This is a genomic window from Thermogladius sp. (assembly GCF_049970955.1).
In the GTDB taxonomy this organism is placed as follows: Archaea; Thermoproteota; Thermoprotei_A; order Sulfolobales; family Desulfurococcaceae; genus Thermogladius.
The window spans coordinates 1-21316 of record NZ_JBMFLY010000018.1 but is presented as its reverse complement, the minus strand read 5'-3'; the positions used below and the strand labels follow the sequence as shown (position 1 = coordinate 21316).

Annotated in this window: 25 protein-coding genes and 4 tRNA genes; 7 read left to right on the top strand and 22 right to left on the bottom strand. The window is 57.5% G+C overall.

Translation table 11 applies throughout. The features are described 5' to 3' along the window. Positions 1 to 227: hypothetical protein (locus tag ACP5VX_RS03900; protein WP_428724587.1), on the bottom strand; the 227-nt coding region annotated here is incomplete at its 3' end. Between the two features lie 179 nt (positions 228 to 406). Between ACP5VX_RS03900 and ACP5VX_RS03895 the strand changes: the two genes are divergently transcribed. Both ACP5VX_RS03895 and ACP5VX_RS03890 read left to right on the top strand, forming a co-directional pair. Then, positions 407 to 1264 (top strand): DMT family transporter, encoded by an 858-nt coding sequence (locus tag ACP5VX_RS03895; protein WP_428724586.1) that lies wholly within the window; start codon positions 407 to 409, stop codon positions 1262 to 1264. A gap of 158 nt (positions 1265 to 1422) precedes the next feature. Further along, the gene (locus tag ACP5VX_RS03890) at positions 1423 to 2337 is read left to right on the top strand and encodes a VIT1/CCC1 transporter family protein (RefSeq protein ID WP_428724585.1); all 915 of its coding nucleotides are present in this window, start codon (positions 1423 to 1425) and stop codon (positions 2335 to 2337) included. Between the two features lie 4 nt (positions 2338 to 2341). Here the strand turns inward: ACP5VX_RS03890 and ACP5VX_RS03885 are convergent, their stop codons facing one another. Continuing rightward, the gene (locus tag ACP5VX_RS03885; RefSeq protein ID WP_428724584.1) at positions 2342 to 3376 is read right to left on the bottom strand and encodes a deoxyhypusine synthase; all 1035 of its coding nucleotides are present in this window, start codon (positions 3374 to 3376) and stop codon (positions 2342 to 2344) included. A 94-nt stretch (positions 3377 to 3470) separates the two neighbouring features. Here ACP5VX_RS03885 and ACP5VX_RS03880 point away from each other — a divergent pair. Continuing rightward, positions 3471 to 3545, top strand: a tRNA-Pro gene (locus tag ACP5VX_RS03880). Between the two features lie 50 nt (positions 3546 to 3595). Here the strand turns inward: ACP5VX_RS03880 and ACP5VX_RS03875 are convergent. The 13 genes from ACP5VX_RS03875 to ACP5VX_RS03815 all read right to left on the bottom strand — a co-directional run bounded on the left by ACP5VX_RS03875 (position 3596) and on the right by ACP5VX_RS03815 (position 11946). Beyond that, on the bottom strand, positions 3596 to 4567 hold the full coding sequence (locus ACP5VX_RS03875) for a complex I subunit 1 family protein (protein ID WP_428724583.1): 972 nt from the start codon (positions 4565 to 4567) through the stop codon (positions 3596 to 3598). After that, positions 4552 to 4911: a hypothetical protein gene (locus tag ACP5VX_RS03870; RefSeq protein ID WP_428724582.1), complete on the bottom strand. Its 360-nt coding sequence runs from the start codon at positions 4909 to 4911 to the stop codon at positions 4552 to 4554. The genes ACP5VX_RS03875 and ACP5VX_RS03870 overlap by 16 nt, the downstream gene beginning before the upstream one ends. Beyond that, complete coding sequence (locus ACP5VX_RS03865) at positions 4912 to 5406, bottom strand: Na+/H+ antiporter subunit E (protein WP_428724581.1); 495 nt, start codon at positions 5404 to 5406, stop codon at positions 4912 to 4914. It abuts the gene before it with no gap. Beyond that, on the bottom strand, positions 5403 to 5807 hold the full coding sequence (locus ACP5VX_RS03860; RefSeq protein ID WP_428724580.1) for a sodium:proton antiporter: 405 nt from the start codon (positions 5805 to 5807) through the stop codon (positions 5403 to 5405). Before ACP5VX_RS03860 ends, ACP5VX_RS03865 begins: the two co-directional genes overlap by 4 nt. After that, the gene (locus ACP5VX_RS03855) at positions 5804 to 6601 is read right to left on the bottom strand and encodes an MnhB domain-containing protein (protein ID WP_428724579.1); all 798 of its coding nucleotides are present in this window, start codon (positions 6599 to 6601) and stop codon (positions 5804 to 5806) included. Before ACP5VX_RS03855 ends, ACP5VX_RS03860 begins: the two co-directional genes overlap by 4 nt. Continuing rightward, positions 6591 to 6845: a Na(+)/H(+) antiporter subunit B gene (locus ACP5VX_RS03850; RefSeq protein ID WP_428724578.1), complete on the bottom strand. Its 255-nt coding sequence runs from the start codon at positions 6843 to 6845 to the stop codon at positions 6591 to 6593. The genes ACP5VX_RS03855 and ACP5VX_RS03850 overlap by 11 nt, the downstream gene beginning before the upstream one ends. Next, positions 6842 to 7207, bottom strand: coding sequence for a monovalent cation/H(+) antiporter subunit G (mnhG, locus tag ACP5VX_RS03845; protein WP_428724577.1), 366 nt, complete (start codon positions 7205 to 7207; stop codon positions 6842 to 6844). Before mnhG ends, ACP5VX_RS03850 begins: the two co-directional genes overlap by 4 nt. Further along, positions 7204 to 7485 carry a monovalent cation/H+ antiporter complex subunit F gene (locus ACP5VX_RS03840; RefSeq protein WP_428724576.1) on the bottom strand — a complete coding sequence of 94 codons (282 nt, stop codon included), beginning with the start codon at positions 7483 to 7485 and terminating at the stop codon, positions 7204 to 7206. Before ACP5VX_RS03840 ends, mnhG begins: the two co-directional genes overlap by 4 nt. Further along, the gene (locus ACP5VX_RS03835; protein ID WP_428724575.1) at positions 7478 to 7927 is read right to left on the bottom strand and encodes a 4Fe-4S binding protein; all 450 of its coding nucleotides are present in this window, start codon (positions 7925 to 7927) and stop codon (positions 7478 to 7480) included. The genes ACP5VX_RS03840 and ACP5VX_RS03835 overlap by 8 nt, the downstream gene beginning before the upstream one ends. A gap of 4 nt (positions 7928 to 7931) precedes the next feature. Then, positions 7932 to 9029 carry an NADH-quinone oxidoreductase subunit D gene (locus ACP5VX_RS03830; RefSeq protein WP_428724574.1) on the bottom strand — a complete coding sequence of 366 codons (1098 nt, stop codon included), beginning with the start codon at positions 9027 to 9029 and terminating at the stop codon, positions 7932 to 7934. Further along, positions 9019 to 10017 (bottom strand): NADH-quinone oxidoreductase subunit NuoB, encoded by a 999-nt coding sequence (gene nuoB / locus ACP5VX_RS03825; protein WP_428724573.1) that lies wholly within the window; start codon positions 10015 to 10017, stop codon positions 9019 to 9021. The genes ACP5VX_RS03830 and nuoB overlap by 11 nt, the downstream gene beginning before the upstream one ends. Further along, a complete protein-coding gene (locus ACP5VX_RS03820; RefSeq protein WP_428724572.1) occupies positions 10010 to 11530 on the bottom strand; it encodes a proton-conducting transporter membrane subunit in 1521 nt (506 codons plus the stop codon). The genes nuoB and ACP5VX_RS03820 overlap by 8 nt, the downstream gene beginning before the upstream one ends. A gap of 340 nt (positions 11531 to 11870) precedes the next feature. Beyond that, a tRNA-Gly gene (locus ACP5VX_RS03815) sits at positions 11871 to 11946 on the bottom strand. Positions 11947 to 12039: 93 nt separating this feature from the next. On the opposite strand from ACP5VX_RS03815, the gene ACP5VX_RS03810 reads away from it, so the two are divergent. After that, positions 12040 to 12114, top strand: a tRNA-Glu gene (locus ACP5VX_RS03810). A gap of 66 nt (positions 12115 to 12180) precedes the next feature. Then, entirely contained in the window at positions 12181 to 13044 is an 864-nt protein-coding gene (locus ACP5VX_RS03805) for an MBL fold metallo-hydrolase (RefSeq protein WP_428724571.1), read from the top strand. 25 nt (positions 13045 to 13069) lie between these two features. On the opposite strand, the gene ACP5VX_RS03800 is transcribed toward ACP5VX_RS03805, so the two are convergent. The 5 genes from ACP5VX_RS03800 to ACP5VX_RS03780 form a co-directional block, all read right to left on the bottom strand. After that, positions 13070 to 13831, bottom strand: a complete 762-nt coding sequence (locus tag ACP5VX_RS03800; protein WP_428724570.1) for an ABC transporter permease — start codon at positions 13829 to 13831, stop codon at positions 13070 to 13072. 8 nt (positions 13832 to 13839) lie between these two features. Continuing rightward, complete coding sequence (locus tag ACP5VX_RS03795) at positions 13840 to 14640, bottom strand: ABC transporter (RefSeq protein WP_428724569.1); 801 nt, start codon at positions 14638 to 14640, stop codon at positions 13840 to 13842. Further along, positions 14624 to 15577, bottom strand: a complete 954-nt coding sequence (locus ACP5VX_RS03790; protein WP_428724568.1) for an ATP-binding cassette domain-containing protein — start codon at positions 15575 to 15577, stop codon at positions 14624 to 14626. Before ACP5VX_RS03790 ends, ACP5VX_RS03795 begins: the two co-directional genes overlap by 17 nt. Positions 15578 to 15676: 99 nt before the next feature. Beyond that, positions 15677 to 16051 carry a DUF120 domain-containing protein gene (locus tag ACP5VX_RS03785; RefSeq protein ID WP_428724567.1) on the bottom strand — a complete coding sequence of 125 codons (375 nt, stop codon included), beginning with the start codon at positions 16049 to 16051 and terminating at the stop codon, positions 15677 to 15679. Then, complete coding sequence (locus ACP5VX_RS03780; RefSeq protein ID WP_428724566.1) at positions 16048 to 17874, bottom strand: aldehyde ferredoxin oxidoreductase family protein; 1827 nt, start codon at positions 17872 to 17874, stop codon at positions 16048 to 16050. The genes ACP5VX_RS03785 and ACP5VX_RS03780 overlap by 4 nt, the downstream gene beginning before the upstream one ends. Before the next feature lie 67 nt (positions 17875 to 17941). Between ACP5VX_RS03780 and ACP5VX_RS03775 the strand changes: the two genes are divergently transcribed. Beyond that, positions 17942 to 18826 (top strand): hypothetical protein, encoded by an 885-nt coding sequence (locus ACP5VX_RS03775; protein WP_428724565.1) that lies wholly within the window; start codon positions 17942 to 17944, stop codon positions 18824 to 18826. Between the two features lie 5 nt (positions 18827 to 18831). On the opposite strand, the gene ACP5VX_RS03770 is transcribed toward ACP5VX_RS03775, so the two are convergent. Then, positions 18832 to 18905, bottom strand: a tRNA-Ile gene (locus ACP5VX_RS03770). Positions 18906 to 19243: 338 nt separating this feature from the next. Between ACP5VX_RS03770 and ACP5VX_RS03765 the strand changes: the two genes are divergently transcribed. Then, a complete protein-coding gene (locus ACP5VX_RS03765; RefSeq protein WP_428724564.1) occupies positions 19244 to 20047 on the top strand; it encodes an SAM hydrolase/SAM-dependent halogenase family protein in 804 nt (267 codons plus the stop codon). A 13-nt stretch (positions 20048 to 20060) separates the two neighbouring features. Here ACP5VX_RS03765 and ACP5VX_RS03760 read toward each other — a convergent pair whose 3' ends face one another. Then, positions 20061 to 20879 carry a cation diffusion facilitator family transporter gene (locus ACP5VX_RS03760; protein WP_428724563.1) on the bottom strand — a complete coding sequence of 273 codons (819 nt, stop codon included), beginning with the start codon at positions 20877 to 20879 and terminating at the stop codon, positions 20061 to 20063. Between the last annotated feature and the right edge of the window lie 437 nt (positions 20880 to 21316).

Below are 21316 nucleotides of genomic sequence, written 5' to 3'. Positions count from 1 at the left end.
ACCGCCTTCTTGACGACCTCTATTAAGTAGCCCTCCTCGCCAGGCAGTCCGGCGCCAACTAGGTGGCCGTCCACTATGAGCTCTGGTAACTCGTTCTCGCCCTCCTCGACTTCTAGCCGGATGTTGTCGCACAGCTCCCTCTCGAGCAGGCCCTTCACCTCGAGGAGCCAGCTGACTAGGGTGTACCTCAAGTAGTTGTCTCTCCCCCGTACTCTCACGACAAGCAACCCTAACCCTCCGTAGCACTACGCTAAAGGAGGGCTCCACCGGCTCCCTTCTCGCCTTAGTAGTGGTATTCTTGTAAGGTTTAAAGGAGGTTACGGAGATGAGTATTCACGTACGCATATGTAGCAGTTTTTGAGAGTATGTAGACGCCAGCGACGAGAAGCCTGGGCCGGTGGTCTACTTGAGCCTGTTAGCAGCTGTACTGGCGTCCCTTGTGTGGAGCCTGAACCCGGCCGTGATATCCCGGTACGGCAGGAGCTTGAAGCCCCTAACCTTCACCGGGCTAAGGGCTCTCATCGCGGTCGCGCCTCTACTTGCGCTCGTTCCCTTCAGACCGGTGGCGTTGAACGCGACCCCATACGGGTGGCTGGTGATAGCGCTGTCCGCCTTGCTCGGCCCAGGCCTAGGCGACTCGCTATACACACTCTCCATAAAGAGCGTGGGGGGCTCTCTAGCCGTGACCGTGAGCTACACGTACATCTTCTTCACCCAGCTCTTCTCTCTTACCATGGCCGGCGAGGCCGTGAGCCTCAAGACCGCCCTGGGCGGGGTGCTGGCCTTCACGGGTATCGCTGTGGCGACTATCGGCTCGAACAACTCTAGGGGGCAGGGCAAACTAGCCACCGGCATACTCGCGGGTCTCGGCGCCGGCGTGCTGTGGGGGCTCGCCACAACACTGGTTAAGATAAGTCTGCGCTTCCTGCCGGACGTGGTCTCTCTCACCGTAGTCCGGCTGGTACTCATAGCATTATTCCTGACACCCGTTGGCTACGTCCTCGAGGGCTGGTACGACCGGCGCTCTTTCAGGGACGTTATCAAGGCGGGGCTGGTCACAGGGATCCTCGGCTGGACGATCGGGATGTACCTGTTCATCTACTCGATCAACACGGTGGGCGCGTCGCTGACCGCCGTTGCAACCGCTTTCACGCCCGTCCTATCCCAGTTCACCACGAGGCTGGTGTCACGGGAGAGGGTCGCCTTAAACCACGTCCTCGGCTCGATCGCCGTGTCGCTAGGAGTCGCCCTGAACTACGTCTGAACCCGGCCGTCTAGTTTAAGGTCGGAGACGAGTAAGATTGCATCGGGATGAAGAAGGCTGTACTCGCTGAGGCGTGAAGAGTCCTTTAAAAACTGACCACAGGCCAACGGAGGCGTAACGGGCTCGACCACATTTAAAGAGCCCACTGCGGGAATTAGTTGCTAGGAGTAGCCGCTATGGAGTCAACACCCGGTTCGATAGACCCGCGTCAAGCGTACAGGTTTTGTCTCGACGAGGCCTTCAGTCTAGAGGTCTACAGGTCTCTGTCGAAGTTGGAGAAGGACGAAGAGAGAAGGAGGATTTTGAGCAAGCTAGCGGAGGACGAGGAACGGCACTACGAGTTCTGGAGAGAGTACGCGGGCAAAGACTGCAGGCCCGGTTACTGGAGGGTGTGGCTCTTCAAGCTCAGCTACGTGCTACTGGGCCCCCTGTTTACGATCAAACTGCTGGAGAGGGGTGAAGAGAGCGCTATTAGAGAGTACGCCAGCCTGCTAGGCGGGTTGAGTGGAGAGGCGAGGAGTACCCTAGAGGCTCTGATCAAAGACGAGGAGTCCCACGAGAAGGAGCTGATCGGGATACTCTCGGACCCCAGGTTGAAGTACTTGGGCTTCGTGGCCCTAGGGCTGGCGGACGCCATCGTGGAGATAACGGGCGTCAACGCGGGGTTCCTCGGGGCCACCGAGAACACGGCCATCGTTGGCCTAGCGGGCTTAATAGTGGGCTTCTCCGCCGCTCTCTCCATGGCGGGGGCGTCATACCTCCAGTCGAAACACGAAAAGAGGGTCTCGCCCACTAAGAGCGCGGTGGTCACGGGGCTGGCCTACATTTTGTCGGTCCTCCTACTCGTAGCACCCTTCTTCACCATGAGGAGCCTGCCAGCCGCCTTCGCGGCGAGCGTCACCGCCAGCGTACTGCTCACGGGGGTCTTCACGTACTACTCGAGCGTAGTCGAGGACAAGGAGTTTAAGAGGGAGTTCCTGGAGAGCCTCTCCCTCCTCCTGGGCATCGCTCTCGCGAGCTACCTCCTGGGCGCTGCTCTAAGTAGGCACCTCGGTATATCCACGGGTCTCTAGGCCGTCACTTCTTTTCCAACCCGCTGAAGAGCCAGCTCAGGTCGGCGGGCCTCCTCCTCTTAACACCCCCGCTCAAAAGGCCGTGGGAGATCAGGGGCAGTGCTATAGTGGCGTCGACGTAGACCACCCTCTTCTTCGCTTTCGGCGAGACCTTACCCCAGCTCACGGCCTCCTCGAGTGTGGCGCCGCTGAGCCCGCCCCACTGAGGGCTGTCGGTGGTGAACTGGACGACGTACTCGAGCGGCTTGTAGTAGTCGTGTTCGCCTCGCTCGTACTCTGCGACGAGGGTGTTGGCAACTGCGACGAGGTTCACGTAGTCCTTGGGGACGCCGCCCCCGATGTAGATCGCGGAGATCTTTTTGCTCCTGAGGCCTATCTCCACCAGCTGCGCGAAGTCCTTCACCATGTCAAGGACTATTCTGTGCCCTCTCCTGTACTTCAGGACGGCGGCGATACCGTAGCCGCTGTCCACTAGCGCCGGGGAGAAGACCGGTACCCCTGCTCTGTAAGCCGCGGAGACTATCGAGTCTATCCCCTTCTCGTTCAGGAACTTGCCGAACAAGTACAGGAACTCCATCGTCGAGTAGACGCTGCCCTCTGGGAGGGTCTCGATGAACTCTCCGATCAGGCCCTCCATCTGCCTGTACTCGAGCTCGTTGACCACGGTGTCGTAGAACCTGTCGAACTTCCGCTCGAGCAGCTTAGCGTCGTCTACCGTCGGGTAGGTCTTGTAGTACTTGAAGCCCATGGCTTCCACTATATCCTCGCTTATGTTGGCCCCGGTGGAGACTAGGACGTCCACGTACCTGTTCTCGACAAACCACTTCACTATCCTCCACATCCCGGCCGTGCTCATCGACCCCGCTAGGCCCATGAAGATCGTGTTGTCGGGGTCCTCGAACATGTCTATGAGTACCCGGTACGCCTCCCCCAACGCCCTACCCTGGAAAGAGACGTCGCTCATCTCCAGCAGGAGCTGGTGGAGAGTCCTCTCTTTAACTTCTAGAGTCTTCACCTCACCTAGGATAAACTCCTCCACACCTACACCCCAGGAAACCTAATCCCTGGAGTCTTAAAAAATGAAACCCCCCGCGCAGGTTTAAAACATCAATCGGCCGATTATAATCATTGAAGGGGCCGTAGTCTAGCCTGGCTAGGATGCGGGGCTTGGGCCCCCGTGACCCGGGGTTCAAATCCCCGCGGCCCCATATGCGTCGAGACCGGTACTCGACCAGCTGCTTCTGGACGCGGTCAGCGCTCACAGCACTACCGCTAGAACTAGCGATATTACAGACATCGGGTAGAGGTACTTAATGAGGAACTCGACCGCCTGGTCCGGCCTATACCTCGGCAGGCTGTTGTCCAGTATCGTGAGCACCACGTATACTGCGAGGAACTTCAGTAGAACCGCCGTAACCGGCAGCAGGCCCGACCCCCGGAAGGGCCAGGGGCCTCCGAGGAAGAGCAGGGCGAAGAACAGGGGGTAGACTATCCTCTCAGCGAACTTCGCGAACATGCCCAACGCGAGCCTCGGACCACCCAGCTCGGTGAACAAGCCCCAGTAGATTTCCGCCTCGGCCTCGGGGGAGTCGAAGGGCTTAACCATCAGCAACGCCATGACGGCTATGAAGGAGGACGCTGCGGCTAGCGCCATGGAGGCCGGGTTCTCCGCCCACAGCCTGTACGAGAAGTTGCTCGTTAGGTAGACTGAGTACTCCGTGCCCTCGTGCCTAGCCGCTATCACTAGGGGTACTAGGAACGACAGGACGAAGGGGGGCTCGGCGGCTATCAGGAGGGCCAGGTACCTCGCGACGCCTATGGAGGTGTACGGGTTGGGGTTGGAGAGCGCCAGGTACGCTATCGCGAACGGTACGAACGCTAGCAGGTAGAGCACTACCACCGCGTCGAAGGGCGCGTAGAGGGGCTTCAGCGCCAGCGGCGTGAGTAGTGTGACGCTCGAGAGAGCGCCTATCGCGAGGGAGATCACTACCAGAGGTGGTATGTTGAGACCGAAGACGTTGTAGACGTCCTCCTTAGCGAGCAGCTTTATCAGGTCGGCGAGGGGCTGCAGTAGCCCGAAGGGGCCCGAGTGTATAGGCCCCCTCCTATACTGGATCCTAGCAGACAGCTTCCTGTACAGCCACTGGGTGAATATGATCAGTAGGATTACGAAAACGAGCCCTGGGTAGACGAGCGACTCGAATAGGAACCAGATCACCTGGTCAACCATATCACGACACCCGCTATAAGCAGGGCTAGCATGAGTAGGTAGCCGACGAGGTACCAGTCCACGACTAGGCCTCTCGACGTCCTCTCGACGACCCTGAAGCCCCTCCTGAAAGCCCTTGAATAGATGTCCTTGACGAGTTCGACGAGGCTGGGGAACTCGGGCTTGTCCACTATAAAGCCCGAGAAGACGATCTTCCTCTTTACCTCGTCCTCCTCGGCCTCCCTTCTACCGGCCACACGCTGGAAGAGCCAGTAGAAGGCGAAGTACACCACAAGGCCCGTGAGAGCGGTGGCCGCCGCGACTACCGCTGTCAGGGTGTAGAGGTCTAGGAGCATGGCCGTCACCTAATCGAATATCTTCTTAGCCCACTCCTCGAACTCCGCCGAGACGCCTCTCCTCGCCTCCTCGCCCTCGAACGCCTCGGCAAAGATCCAGTGTACGTATAACTTCTTCCTCTTTTCGTCGACGTCCACCACGACCGTACCCGGGGTGTTGGTTATAGAGTTCGCGATCGTGACCACGGCTATCTCGCTGTTCACGTAGTAGGGCACCTCGACAATAGCAGGCTTCAGCCCCGGGTCCCTTGACAGTATCGCTTTAACTACCGAGTAGTGGGCGTGGTACTCTATGACCGTGAAGTACTTGAGAGCGTACTTAACGGCCTCGAAAAACCTCCTTACACTGAGCTTGCTCTCGTCTTTGACGAGGTCTACCCCTATCACCCTACTTAAGGCTAGTCCTACGCCGACCGCTATAAGGACCTCGACGACGCTGAGGGTCCCAGTGTACACCAGGTATACGAGGGCTATAGAGAGTCCCACCACCAGGAGCCTCTTCACTCCTCTTCCACCTCCAGCTTGTTGATCATCAACGTCTTGTAGTTCACGCCAATGTTGTACGCGACGAGGGAGAGGAAGATCAGCTCTGCTAGTCCTATGACTATAGCTGTGACGATGAGGACCTGAGGTATCGGGTCGACGCTTATAGACGAGAACTCTCTCAGCTGACCGCTCGAAGGGAAAGCGAAGCCCTCGAGGGAGCCTCCTGGGTAGACGGGGGGCGAGATCGCCCTCAAGTAGTACCCGAAGAGGACCGCCATGACGTTGGCGGCGTCGGTCAAGATCGTTAGCAGCACTAGTTTCTTAACGATGTGCGGCCTGACAATGATACCGTAGATCGACACCCCTATCGTTACACCAACCGCGAAGACTATTAAGTAGAACAGGGCCTCCGCGATCATTCCCTACCACCTGTTACGGTGTCCATGATGACTAGGGCTAGCGTGAAGCCGGTCGAGACAGCGGTGAACTCCAGGACGTTCAGTATCATGAGGGTGCCGGAGAACAGGAAGATGCCGCCCCAGGGCAAAACCACGTAAGCCGGGTAGCCTATTGGGGAGAGCTGCGGCTTCGGCTGGTTCTGGAAGAGGAAAGCGGGGACTCCCGTGAGTAGGCCGACGACCAGAACTATGGAGCCGACGACCGTGATCAGGAACACGGCTAGCGATCTCGCGAATACTAGTGCGTTGGCCCTGAACCCCTTACCCTCCAGCATTCTCCGTCCAAACACTAGTAGGTACAGGAAGGGGGCGACCGCGAAAATGGAGCCTCCCTGGAAGCCCCCGCCAGGAGTTAGATGCCCGTGAAGCGCGACAGACACAGAGACGGCGACTATGACGGGGAAGAGTATCTTCGCGATCACCCTGGGTATCACCGTGGAGACAGGGCTGTTACCCTGCCCACCACCATAACCGGCCAGGTAGAGCACCCCTATGATCGCGATGAACAGCACCGAGGTCTCGAAGTAGGTGTCGTACCCCCTCTGGTCCCATATAACGCTGGTCACCACCTCTGGGCTCCTGCTAGTGAACGGCGAGTTGGGGTCTGGCACGGCTCTCAAGTAAAGGTTTGCCAGCGGGATGTTGCCGTACGTCAAAGAGACCACGTCAGCCCTCACCAGGTAGTAGGTCAGTAGAACCCCTAGGAGTATGGAAAGGACCAGCCCTAACTCCTCTAGCGCACCCCTACTCCTCATACCTCTCACCCCCTCTCAGGGCGTACAAGAGGATCGCCGAGTTGAGGCCCAGGCCTACGGCTATATACGCGATGAGCAGGTCGGGGGCCAGGAAGCTGGCGAGTATAATGGAGTAGAAAAGCGACTCGACACCCGAGATGATTATGGCCTTCAAGACGTCTCTCTCGTAGACTATTTTTATCGTGGCGATCATAGCCATTACCGCGCTGAACGCGCTGAGGAGCAGGATGATGACGGGGGTCATTCGAGGCCGGCCTCCTTTAGTTTGTCTCTAATCAGAGGTCGGGGTACGGCCTCGCCTGACCTGTAGGCAGCCCTAGCGAGGACGTGCGAGCCCGTGGGGGAGGCGAAGACTACGAGAGCCGCCGAGACGATCGCGACGCCGAATATGTAGTACTTCAAGTAGCCTGGTACGTCGAGTGAGAGCGTTAGTAGTGCTAGGCCGACCAGTCCGTAGACCCCGCCGCCTATGGACCCCACCGTGGCGGAGTGTAGTCTAATAAAGAAGTTCCTGAACCGTAGGAAGCCGACCGCGCCGATCAGGGAGAGTACCGCGCTTAAGACCAGCAGGGATGAGCCTAGTACGAACAGTAGCACGTCTATCACTTCTTCCTCACCTCCAGCAGGTACTTCGCGACCACGAAGTCGAGTAGCAAAACCCACGAGGCCAGGGGGATCGCCCCGATCGCGAGCATTGGAGACCCGTAGTACAAGGCTATCAAGAGGTAGATGATGATGAGGTCTACCGTCATGACGTCTAGTGCTAGCACCATGTCCGGGACCGTCGGCCCCCTCAGTACGACTATGCTGTAGATGGAGTAGGCGAGGCCGTAGACCCCCAGTACAACCGGCAACACGTAGTTCAGTAGAGACGGGTCAACCACTGGCCTTCACCTCCTTGGTCACGTAGAGGTCCCTCTTTACGGTCACGAGCGTGTAGTCCCCTCTGGAGAGCTCGACCGGGCTCTTGAGCGTCGTGGACTTGTCCCTAGTGTAGAGCTCGAAGCCGGTCACGCTCGTCATGTAGAGGGCGTCGAACGGGCAGTACTCGACGCAGAGGGCGCAGAAAGTGCACCTGTGGAGGTCTATCCTGGGGAACCTCCTCCTGGGGTTCTGGGGGTACTGGCCGGGGACCTCGACCATGTCGATCGCGTTCGCTGGGCAGACCAGCTGGCACATCGAGCACCCCGTGCACTTCGACATGTCGAGTATGTGAGCGCCTCTCATTCTGTCCGTCTTGAAAGGCCCCGTCTTGGCTGGGACTAGTCTCGTGTAGGGCCTCTTGAAGAGGTACTTTACCGCCTCGGCTATTGTGGAGAGTACCATGGTATCACCTGTCTATATCGGGCGGGCACGGATCTAGGGAGGCGAGTACCACCGGGAAGTCTGCTATTGTCACCTCCTCGTTCTTTATGATGTAGTCCAACACCGTCGTGAGCAGTGGCATCGAGGGGCTCTTGAACCTCACCCTGTACGGCGACCTCCCGCCAACGCTCATGACGTGGACGGTGTACTCCCCCCTCGCCGACTCGACTCTCGCATACCCTCTCCCAGGAGGTGCTGTAAGGGGTATTTTTACCCTGTATGGGTCGCCTGGTCTCACTTCCATGGCCGCCTGCCTTATGATCTTAAGGCTCTCATGGACTTCCCTGAACCTCACGAGGGCCCTGTCGTACGCGTCACCAACCTCTCCAACCGGTACCTCGAAGTTGACGCTGTCGTAGCGCTCGTAGGGTGCGAGCTTCCTCACGTCGTAGGCTAGCCCGCCCCCTCTTACGACCGGGCCTGTGGCACCGAGCCTGAGGGCCGTCTCGCCCTTGATCACGCCGACCCCTCTCGTCCTCCTCTTGAAGACCCTGTTCCCCAGCACCGCCTTCTCCACGTCCTTGACGAGGTCCTCGACGCGGTAGGTCAGGTCAAGTGTTCTACTCTGAAAGTCCTGCGGCACGTCGCTCCTGATACCGCCGGGGACGCTGAAGTTGTGGTATATCCTGTGACCGGTGACCCAGGCAAACCACTTCAGTATCTCTTCCCTAGCTGCGAGGGCCCAGTAAGCCGGCGTCCTCAAGCCGACGGAGCCCAGCATGAAGTGGGTCCAGAACATGTGAGACGCTATCCTAGAGAACTCGGCCTGTATCATTCTGAAGTACTTGGCCTTAGGGGGAGGGTCCACCTTGAACACCATGTCAAGCGCCTCTGCGTAGGCGACCTCGAACGGGTCGGGGTCCTCCACGCAGAACCTGTAGGACAGGACGTAGCTGTTCTCCCACTTCCTGTTCTCCATCATCTTCTCGAAGCCGCGATGGAGGAAGCCGGGTATTAGCTCGGCCCGTACTACCCTCTCCCCCTCCATTTCTAGCCTGAACCCTATGTTCCCCGGCGCTCCCGGGTGCTGCGGCCCGAAGTACAGCGTGTATCTACCTGCCATACTTGTTGCCCCCGTAGAACGTTTTGACGACGTAGGTAACTGTGTCCACGTCCTTCCTCAGAGGAGGGGGGCCCTCCCAGTTGCCGTCGAGTATCCACTTCCTGAGCTCCGGGTGGCCCTTGAAAACGACCCCCATCATCTCGTAGACTTCTCTCTCGATGAACAGGGCGTTGGGGTAGAGGTCGTGAACGCTTTCAATCTCGGGCTCGGACCTCGGCACGAAGGTCTTCAAAGCAACCTGGGACGAGTCGTCCTTGTTTTCTACGAAGTAGTACAGCTCTATGACGCCGTTCTTGGGGTAGTCGACTGCGTCGATGTTGGAGAGTAGTGCGAAGCCCTTCTCCTTGAGCTCCGCTAGGGCTGTCTTAAGCCTCTCTCTTCTCACGCTGGTCACGCAGAGCTTGACCCTCTCGTACCTCTCCTCGCACTCGGGGTAGGTCTCCTTGAATGCGTAGTTGACCGGGGGCTGGGGTTTGGCAAAGTACTCCTCCCGCCACTTCCTCTCGGCCTCCTCGACCCTCGCGATAAACTCCTCGGCGTCCTTTAGCTTGTCTCCCTTCAAGCCCTCGTAGATCTGCCTCCTGAGGTCTGTGATCAGGGCCGTCCAGTCGTCAGGCATTGGCATGCAACCGGGGACCCAGCCGGAGACCGTGAAGAAGTCGTCCAGCCTCTTGTAAGTCGCGTACGAGTCCCAGTAGAGGCCTCCAGTGGCGGTACAGTTGCAACCAGCCACCACGAACTTCGGGTTCGGGGTCTGCCTGAAGAGGTTTATCATCAGCTTCACTGTCTTCCTCGTCAAGTAGCCCATTCCAGCTATGAAGTCTGCCTGCCTAGGCGACGGGACGGGCATGTAGCCGTAGCGCTCCCAGTCCAGCGGGGACATCACTAGGGGCGGGAACTCCACTGCCCCGCAGGCAGCGCAGTAGTGTATCATCCAGGGGCTCCTCGACCTAGCCCAGTCTACGAGCCTCCTTAGCAAGCTAGCCATAGGAGTACACCACCTCCGTTGTCTTCCCCAAGGCCGACCCAATGTATGAGAGCCTGCTCAGCAGGGATTCGACAGAGGAGGATACGGCGGCTTGTACCTGGTTGTAGAGAATTCCGAGAAGCAAACTAGCCAGGGCGAGGTAGAGCACGAGAGCCACCAAGTACCTCGGCGGTTTTTCTGCTGCCTCTCTAGTTTCCGTTGCCACGAGGGGCGGTAGTACCTTCACGAACCCTATTAAAGCCATTACGGAGCCCACGGGTAGGCTGACCAGGGTTATGAGCGCCGGCACGCTGTTCGACCCGAGGGACTCTAGTGCTACCTGGTATAGCTGCAACTTTGCCATGAACAGCGCTGTGGGCGGTACGCCGACGATGTTGAGCACCCCGATCATGAAGGAGGCCGCTAAGGGCCAGCTCTTCCTCAAAACGCCGACTCGCAGCCTCGTCGCGTAGCCGCCGACCAGGAAGATGATGGGCTTGACGAAGGCGTGTGCTATTGCGTACGCCATTAAGACCGGTAACCCTCTCGCACCCATTGACAGGGCTAAGGCCATGAAGCCCGAGTCCAGTATCACGGTGTAGCCTGCCACCCTCAGCAGATCCTTAGACGCCAGTAGCCCTGCGCCAGCTACCCCTACCGTGAGCCCTCCCAGGATCGCCAGCATCAACTGGATGTAAGGCGGGATGCCGGAGTATATCGTGTAGTAGACCCGGGCTATAACGTAGAAGGCCACGCCCTCGGCCAGGCCGCTCAAGAGGGAGGACACCACGGGCGGCGCGTGAGTGTAGGCCTCGGGCAGCCAGAAGTGGAGAGGGGAGATCGCGGACTCGGCCAGCATCGACCACGTGATTATGAAGAGGGGCAATAGTATAGCGAGCTGCACCTGACTAGTCCTTCCCGCGGGCGGGGCGATCCCTGAGACCATGGCCGCGACGTGCCCTATGTTCAGGGAGCCTGAGACATAGTAGATCAGTACTGCCGCGAAAAAGAACAGCGTGCCAGCGACCATGCCGACTATGGCGTACGTGATCGTTGCCCTGTAAGCACCTCTCGTCTTGGACGCGGATATAAGGACGAAAGACGAAATAGTGAACACCTCTAGCATAACGAACATGTTGAACACGTCACCCGTGTAGACGACTCCTAGTAGGCCGGCCTCTAGGCCGAGTAGAGCAGAGTAGAAGTACTCGCTGTCCTCCACGAAGACGGGTGAGACAGGGGTTAGCACGGCGAACAGCGTTGCTATCAGTAGACCAAACAGGGCCGAGAAGCCGTCGACGACGTACGCTATGCCGACGGGGATCGGGAAGCCACCTATAGTGTACACAAGGACGCTACTGGAGGCAGACCTGTAGACCTCCAGAGAGCCGTAGAAAGCCGCGAGAGTGGCTATTAGAGCCAGGCCCCTCGATACCGACCTCTTAACACCCAAAGCTCTCAGTAACGGGAGGAGAAACGCGAATCCGATCAAAACGTACGGTATGAGAGGCGGGTACAAATCGACGCCCGGCAATTTAAGCACCGTTTGTAAGCCCCACCGTATTCTAGCACATTCGAAGTTTAAAATTTTGGTTTAATTAACTGTATAAAAGACGTGTTACACAGTTATGTACAACTCCTTATGAGAGAACCAGGAACGTACGGTATTTCTCGAGGCCGTAGAACCCCATCCTAGTCCAGGTGAGTACCTCCATCCGACCCGCACTATTGCGACCCCAGGGCTCCGCGGGAAAGAAGTGACGGCCGATCTCCCGGTCTCGGTGTTGGGGGTGTCGGTGATCGCGTCCTGGCGCGCTACGCCAGCTTAGCTAAGGGGTTTGCTGTTGGGCTCCCGTGACAAAAAGTGTTCGGAGTGCGGCGGCCGGGATTTGAACCCGGGATTTCCGGCTTGGAAGGCCGGCGTCCTAGTCCAGGCTAGACGACCGCCGCCTACTCTCTATCTTATTGTCAGGAGTTTATATCCAATTCCGGCAGACCGGGGCCTGAAGGGATTTAACCCCGTTCAACGAATAGCATAGATTGGCCGCCGTAGTATAGCCCGGTCAAGTATGCGGGCCTTTCGAGCCCGTGACCCGGGTTCAAATCCCGGCGGCGGCACATGCTCTCCCCTGCGTTAGGCGATTATTTAACAGTGTAGATCCAGTCTCGTTCTTAGGGGTTACTATGAGAGAGCTGTCCTCGATAAGGCTCGTCGTCTTAGTGGACGACTACGCCGGGTTCACCGAGGGGCTGCTCGGCGAGCACGGGTTCAGCACCTTAGTCGAGTTGAGGTACAGTGACGGGCTGGTAAAGAGGGTCTTGTTCGACACCGGCGCCACGAGTAGGGTCCTACTGTTCAACGCGAGAAGGCTTGGCCTGGACTTGGGGCTCGTAGACTATGTAGTTGTTTCGCACAGGCACTGGGACCACACAGGCGGCATTCCTGGAGTAGCAAAGGTCAACCAAAAGGCGACAGTGATAGCCCACCCGGGGATCCTGGAGCCGGCCTACTCCATCGGCGAGCAAGGCCTAAGGTATATAGGGCTCACGGATGAGTCTAGGGGAGTCCTGGAGAGGTTTAGGACCCTACTCACGAAAAGCGCGTTCGAGTTGGCACCCGGCACGTGGTTCCTCGGGGAGGTCGAGAGGTACTATGACAACAAGTACGCTGTGAAAGGCTTTAAGAAGCTGAGAGAGGGTGAGCTCGTCGACGACCCTGTACTCGACGACACCGGCATGGCTATCAGACTAGGCAGTACAACGCTCGTCCTAGCTGGTTGCTCGCACAGCGGTATTTCAAACATTGCGAGAAAAGCCAGGAAGGTCGCGGGCGGGGACGAGCTTGTAGTCCTGGGCGGCCTTCACCTCGCTAGCGCGGACGCTGAGACTGTTAGTAGAGTCGTAAGCGAGCTCGAGAACGAGGGCGTTGAGGAGGTCTACGCAGGCCACTGCACCGGTTTAAGAGGCGAAGCCGAGTTGCTGAAAGTATACGGCGACAGGATGAGGAAAATCCACAGCGGTTTTACAATTACCGCAGAAGCTGAGTAAGCGCTTTGGGACGTGTTAAAGGCGATCAACCTTTTTTCGTCAAGTTCCTCAAGTAGAGGAAGTAAGACGCGAGCAGCAGTACTGCTGTCCAAGCGGCCAGCAGCAGACTGTCGACCGCGACGTCGACTTCCGAGGTATAACCGAAAGCCCACCTGTACAGCGAGGTAGCGATAGATAGAGGTGAGTACGAGACTGCGTCGGCGAACCTCCCGAATCTCGCGGCAATAACCCGTGGGGGGTAGAAGATATTGGAGAAGAAGAACAAGACGTAGTAGACCACCGACCTTATTGTGGCCTGCAGGTTGAAGTCCCTCGTCACCGTCGACAGAGCTATTGAGAGACCCGACATCGCGAAGGAGAGGGTTATCGAAGTGTAGGCCACCACCAACCACGCGTACCCGCTGGGGACGCCGACGAGCAGCATCGCCAACACGATGAACCCGGACTGGTATATGAGGCCCCTCAAGGCGCCGCCGGTGAACCTGCCCAGTACGAGCTCTGCCCTCGACACAGGTAGCGACAATAGGTAGTCCGACACCTCCCGCCTGAGCTCCACGCCCACCTCCCTCCCTATACTGAAGCTGGAAATGAACAGCGCTAGGGAGAGTATGCCGGGCGTGACGAACTTGATGTAGTCGGGTATAAGGCTCCTGTTGATCATGTTGTTGAACAACAGGCCGAAGATCACTATGTCCGCGACGTTCATCACAATTTGCCCAGCCAGCCAGAACCTGTAACTCCAGAACCTCTTCAAGTCCCTAGCGGCTATGACGAGTACGCTCTTCATTTCAGACCTTACCTCCAGCCACCCGCCTCGAGTTTATGCGAGATGACGTATATCGCCAAGTACGAGAAGCCCACTGCGAGCCCCACGATGTAGGCTACCTGGCCCTGGGGTGGGAGGCTAGCGTAGACCACGTACTCGGGTAGGAACAAAACCCTCAGGAAGTCGGAGACGCTCGATATAGGGTTGGCGAGCGCCGCGTAGTAGTAGGGTAGCACCTTCGCTATTACCGGTGCTGGGTAGAACACCGTGCTGAGCCTGACGAGGAGGGCGTCGATAACCCCCATTAAGATGTCCGTGGCATCGGTTGACTTGACGCTCAGGACGACCGTTATTACCAAGCCTACTACTCCCGCCGAGAACAAGTATATGGCTACGAGGGACACGAGGACGTAGAAGACGTTGTCCGGCCTGATCATGAACATTATGAAGGCGTACATCGGGAGGGTGAAGAGGAACGAGGCCACCGACCCTCCCAGGACGCGCCCCAGGGCTAGCGTGCTCCTCTTCACCGGGAGCGCCAAGTGGTACTCTACAATACCTTCGTCGAACTCGTTTGCGATCTCGTAACCCCGAGCTATACTGACAGAGTAGACGAGCGTCGTGAAGACGCCGAGGAGGTAGAAGTCGTAGTAGTTGAGACCTGGAAAGGACCTGACGAGCAGAGAGATGCTAGTACCGAATACTATGACCTGTAGTATGAACCACGTTGTCCTCATAGCCACGAAAAGAGTCTGGCGTCTGAGCTTCCTAACGTCCCACTCTATCACGTGGAGGAGGTCTACGAGGTCTCGGCTACTGACTGCTCTCAATGAGCCTTGCCCCCGTAAAGTACATGAAGACGTCGTCTAGCGTAGGCTCTTTGATCATCAGCGACTTTACCTTAACCCCGGCAGACCTCAACATGTCCGCAACTAACAAGGCCTTCTCCTCGGCTCTCTCGACGAAGACCCTTATGACGTTGCCGCTGTAGTCGACCCTGCCTATCTCGCCCAACATGTTCAATAACCTGTCCCTCAACCCGTCGCCCTCGATCGTGACCTCTATTACGTCGCCCTTGGGTATCTTGTCCTTTAGGCCGCTAATAGTGTCGACCGTGACCAGCCTACCCTTGTATATGATGCCGATCCGCTCGCAGACTTTCTCGGCCTCGAACATATCGTTCGTGGCAATTATTATAGTCGAGCCTTCGTCTCTCATCATCTTAATGATGTCCCAGAGCTTGTGCTTCGTGGGCACGTCCACCTGGGCCGTGGGCTCGTCCAGTATAGCCAGCCGCGGCCGCTGGATGAGCACCTTGGCCAACTCGACTTTCTTGCGCGTGCCCCCGCTTAGCTGGTAGAAGTACTTGTTCCTGTGATCCCACAGCTCGAGGGTCTCCAGAACCTCTTTAACAACGTTCTTGGCTTCCGCTCTGCTGAGCCCCACTACTCTAGCATGCCACTCCAACAAGTCCTGTACTTTGTCTATCCACAGCGCCTTCGGGTCCTGGAACGCTATCCCGACAAGCTTCCTCACCTCGTAGTCCTCCTTCGTCACGCTGTGTCCGTACACGTATATGTCGCCACTAGTCGGCTTGTAAACGGTCGCTATCGTGAGCAAGGTCGTCGTCTTACCGGAGCCGTTTGGGCCTAGAAAGCCGAAGATCTCCCTGTCGTATATCTCCAAGTTCAAGTTGTCCACGGCAGTAAAGCTCCCGAAGCGCTTAGTGAAGTTCACAATCCTAACAGCTGAAGTCTTGCTTGACATAGTAAGCGCCTTAAGGAGGCAAGTCTTTCCTTGTTAACGAGACACTTTTAACATATATCGTGAAACCTGTTTTAAACAATGATAGCGACTTGTGTCATCTCACGCTAGTAAAACAACCGTGACAGGGTCCCCGTCTTTCAGCCTGAGGTAGCCTCTCAGATACCTCTCGGAGACGATCTCTACTATCCTCGGTGGGTGATTCGTCTTCTCGGGTCTCACAACGTAGACGCGGAGGTTATGAATTAGACCCGGGTACGCCAACACGCCGCCGAGGCCCGGTCTAGGTGGTGGTATTCTCACAGGGTTGATCATCCCGAGAACTTCGCTCACGTAGACGGGGTTGTCGACTTCGATGTTGAGGGTGCCGGGGAAAGGGTCTATCTCCAGATACTTGATAAAAAACACCCTGTACAAGTCTACGTAGAGAGCCCCCTCGCCGAGACCGGAGACTACTCTCCCCGTTATGGCTATCATACCAGTACTCCAACTCTCTTCAACGCGTCTTCGACGAACGTTAGTCCGAGCTTACTGAGGGTCTCGGGCTTCGGTACGCCGTTGCTGTCCCAGCCCCTCAGAGCGTAGTACTCCTGGAGCATCTGCTCGTACTTCGCAGGGTCTAGCTTGACACCCTTGTACGGGCCCTTAGTCAACGGGTGTTTGAACCACCTAGCCGGCGGGTAGTCGTAGTACTTGCTCCACCCGTCGAACTCCCTTATCCAGAAGGCCCTTATCAACGTGTAGATCCTGTTTGCGACCTCGCGTATCATGCCCCAGCTCCACTCGATACCCGTGACGTGGCTCAGCATCTTCAAGTAGTAGTCGAGGTCTAGCCCTAACTCCACCCACGGGAGCCTACACACGGTTAAAGACTCGAACATCCCTCCTCTCACGTCCTGAAGGTACACAAGCATCTCGACTTTCTCCCTCGTGTATCCGAGCCTGTCCGTCCTGACCTCGTAACTTATGATCCAGGCGTCCTTGTGATGAGCACCTATAGGCGAGGTGCCGTATGCGAGTGCCATCGCTGGGGCTGCGTGGCAGTCGTAGGCCGAGACCTCGAGACCCTTGACGTGCATTGCGAACTCGAGCGCCTCGCCTCCGAGTGCCGTACTCATCCTCATAACGCCCTCCGCGAGGAACCCGCCCAAGCCGCGCCTAAACGCCACGTCCTCGGTGAGCTCCCTCACCACTTTGTAGTCGCCCCACTCAACCCTCTCCCTAACGAAGCCCTTCTCGCTGGCCTCCATCAGGAATCCTATCGAGTTCCCCAGCGAGATCGTGTCGAGACCGTACTTGTCGGCGAGCTTGTTTATGTCCGCCACCTTCCTCAGGTCGCCCAACAGTATGTTGCTGCCCAGCATCGCCACGTTCTCGTAGTCCAGCTCGCTGAGCTCGTCGAGCTCGTCCTTTATCACGTTGCCGCAGCCCATGTTGCAGTACGGGCAGGCCCGCCTGTCGACTTTAAGCTTCTCCATCAAGTCCCCTGATATGCCCTCGTACTCCTCCCACACGCCCTCTCTGAAGTTCATGGTCGGTAGCACGCTGTTTTGCTGGCTCCACACTATCGTCGCCATCGTACCCTGCCTTACCCAGTAGTCATAGCCCTCTGCCTCCATGATCTTCTTGTAGGCCTCCTCGGCCGTCTTCCTCAGGGAGTCCAGGTCGTGGACGGGGGGCTGGAGGGTGCCCTTTATCACAACGGCCTTTAAGTTCTTACTGCCCATCACAGCGCCTATCCCGGGACGGCCGCCGCTCCTCCCCTTCTGGGAGACAACAGTAGCATACCTCACCATCTTCTCGCCGGCAGGTCCTATCGTCAAGATGCCCACGTTCTTCCCGTGCTCCCTAACTAGCTTGTCCTCCACGCTGAACGAGTCGAGGCCCCAGAGGTCGTCTGCCGGGTTTATACTCACTTTATCGTTCTCGATGTACAGGTAGACGGGCTTCTTAGCCTTGCCCTGGATCACGATCGCGTCGAAACCAGCCCTCTTGAGGTGATAGCTCGCCATGCTACCGATGTTCCCGTCACCGTAACCGTTCGTCAGCGGGCTCTTGGAGGCCACCACGAGCTTACCGCTACTAGGCAGAGGCAACCCGGACAACGGACCCGAGGCTATCACTAGTGTGTTGTAGGGGGATAGAGGGTCCACTCCCGGGGGGTTGTATTCCCACAGGATCCTTATCGCGAGGCCTCTGCCACCTATGTAGTCTAGGAGTATCCTCTTGTCGATGTCTACGACGCTAGTCTTCCCCCTAGAAAGGTCTACTCTCAGAAGCCGGCCCCACCACCCCTTCACGCCGCACCCCTCACACGATTACTAAAGGCGGCCCACAGATAAAAGTTTATGTATAATGACTTACAGCATGAGTTGGGTAGGAGTGGTGGCCGAGATGAGCCTGAGGACGCTGATACACGGAGAGGTGTACTATTACGGGTCGAAAGGGGTCGAGAAAGGTTTTTTGTTCATCGACGGGAGTAAGATTAGAGACGTGGGTGAGGAGCCGCAGCCGGAGTACGAACTGTCGGAGCTCGTACTGAAATACGAAAAACCGGCGCTAGTTGTACACGGTTTCAGCGCCCTCGTACCAGGCGTGGATTTCCCGTTTAGAGGTCTAGATCCCATCCAGCTCCCAATGGACGAGGGCATGGTTGAAAAGCTCGTTCTGGTATCCCTTAGCACGGCGTACGCGAACGGCGTCACACTCCCTATACTAGAGGATACTCCTGACTGCAAAGTCTCCAGCGTGATCAGCAAACACGGTTTAAAGGCTGCCGTAATATCCTCAAAACCCTGCGCGAAGCCGGGAGTCTACAACATCCTCGTTGAAGAGGACATGCTCGTCTTCAACAACAGGTTGATAGGCAGGTGGGGGGAGGTCGTTTGCGACCCCCGCAGCATAGGGGACAAGTGCCTCATACTCGACACGCGACGCGAGCACTCGAGAAGCCCGCAGGCCTGGTTCTCCAAGTCCGACAACCCCGACTCTCTCTTAAGGATCCTTGTCCAGCCGTACAGAGTTCTCGGGCTCGACAGCGGCTTCGTTGAGAGGGGCTCTCTAGCCGATCTCGTTGTCTACGATCTGTCCGACCCAGTACTATCCCTGCCTCTCAGTAAGCTGAGCCCAGTAGTAGTGGCCATGCGGGGAGGGCCGCAGGTCGTGTTCGTAGGGGGCGAAGTGGCGTTCGAGAAAGGCGAGCACCTGCTCGTCCAACCCCCCAGCATAGTGGAGTATTTAGCCGGCCTTTAAGAGAGTGGGCCCGCGGGGATTCGAACCCCGGACCTCCCGGTTATCAGCCGGGCGCTCCACCAAGCTGAGCTACGGGCCCCCATCTATCTGATTAGACTACTTCTTTAAAAGCTTAAAACGGCCCTCATCCACGTAACTCTTCACCAACCCATCCGATTATCCGCTGTCAATCATCGGGCTCCACTAAATAACCATGTCTGCTAAGGGGGTTAATGATTCTACGGCCATTCCCCCTCTAGGACCGAGACCCGTTAGAGCTGGGGCTTGAGCCACTTTCTCTCTGGGCGGTTTAACTCTGGGCCGGGTTAGTGCTACAATGGGTCATCACGTGTCAGGCCGCCCGTCGTACTCATCCCCGGCTATTTAAGACTTAGTTATAGGCGCCTATAATAATGTGTCTTTAGCTGGGGGCCTGCCATGCCTTTGATCGTCCTGTTAACGGACTACGGCTACAAGGACCCGTACGTGGGGATCCTAAAGGGCGTCATCAAGAGGATAAACCCCGCCGCCGAGATAGTGGACTTGACGCACGGGGTCGAGAGACAGAACATTAGAGAGGGCGCCCTGATCCTAAAGTCCTCCGCGAAGTACTTCCCCCCAGGCACGATCTTCGTGGCTGTCGTAGACCCGGGAGTCGGCAGCCAGAGAAGGAGCATCCTGGTAAAGACGAGAAACTACATCCTCGTCGGGCCGGACAACGGGCTACTCTCGCTCCTGGCACTAGAGGACGGCATCGAGGAGGTCTACGACATAGGTGAGTCGAGGTACCGCCTGGAGAAGGTGTCCGGGACGTTCCACGGTAGGGACATATTCGCCCCCGTGGCGGCCTACGCCAGCCTCGGAGTGCCGCTGAGCGAGCTGGGCGCGAGAGTGGACTCGAGTAGTATACAGGTTATCGAGATACCCAAGCCCTCGGTCCACGGTGAGAGCGTGAGAGCGAGGGTCATATACATAGACGTGTACGGGAATGTGTTGACCAACGTTGAGCCCTGGCTCTTGGACTCGCTCGGCTGGAGGATGGGCGACACGCTACTAGTAGAGGCGGGGAGTGTGAGGAGGGAGTGCACTCTTACTCACAGTTTCAGCTTAGTCAAGGTGGGAGAGCTGGCTTGCTACATAAGTAGCTTCGACTACCTCGAGCTAGGGGTGAACATGGGCGACGCGTCCCGCGAACTCGGTGTTAGACTTGACGACGAGCTAGTGATAAAGAAGGCGGGCTAGACGCGCGGGGGACCTAAGGCTCGACGTGGACCACCACTTCGATACCGTGCTTGGCCAGCTCCTTCTCGACCCTGTCCATGATAGCGTGCGCCTCCTCTACAGGAGTCCCCGGCCTGACCCTTACGACTACGTCTCCCTGGTACAGCCCGTCGGCTACCTTCCTGACTCTCACCCTCGAGACTTCGACGTTGAGCTCTTTGACTATGGCGTGAACTCTCTCGACGACGTCGCTCGGGGCCACGTCGCTGTAGGAGAGGATGACTTCCCGGAAGCTGGACACCAGCTCGAAGAGCAGGTAGCCCAGCAAGACTAGCGCTCCAGCGTAGTCGATCGTGTAACTCACCGCCATTCCGCCGATGGACGACGCTATAGAGACAGAGCTCTCAATGAGTTCGATAACTGTAAAGCCCCCGTATACGGCTAGGAAGCTCCTCGAGCTCTTCGATATGGCCACTGCCACTCCGTAGGGTACGACCGCTAGCGCCGCGAAAAGAGGGGACTCGTAGCCCACCTTGTAGGGGTTTCCGTAGGACTCTATTAGGTCGAATAGCACGACCCCCGCTACGAAAGAGTAGACCATTAGGGTTGACACGGGGGCCCCCATCAACATCTTGTAGTGACCGTAATGGTGGTCGAGGTCGGGGGGCTTCAAGCTCTCCCTGAAGTACTTGTAGGTCAGGGCTATAGTGACGCTGTTGCCTATCGACGTCATAGCGTCGACGAACACGGCCCTCGAACCGCCGGTGAGACTGCCGTAGATCTTGAGGAGACCGCCAGCTACGCTCAGAAGGGCGAGGAGCAGTATGGTCCTGCCCACCCTGTCCCTCTCCACTCTGGGCACCCTCAGAGCAGGTACCGAGGAGAGAAAATGGCCCTCACACCTATTAAACCCAGTAAGCCAACGGCCGGTTGAGTGGGCAACACTTTAAACGCCTAGACAGCCATGTACCTATTCGAGTGATGAGCTCGGGTATTTGACTACCTCGATGGGATGAAATGGGTCTTGAGTGCTGACGGACCCTTCAGCACTGCCGTGGCACGACAAAACAAAGGGCACGCTGGCCGTTCGAGGCCCAGCTCGGCTGTAATAGTCGCTGTCAACCCCACGCACGCACGTTCTCGTAGCCGTGGCTATAGGGGCCGGGCTGGTAGTGTAGCTAAGACCCCTCGTAAACTGCTGGAAAACCGAGAGCAGAGAAACATAGACGCTACTTGAACCAGTTACCCCCTGACGCGAGCTTTACCGTCACAGTGTGGCCTCGCGCTCGG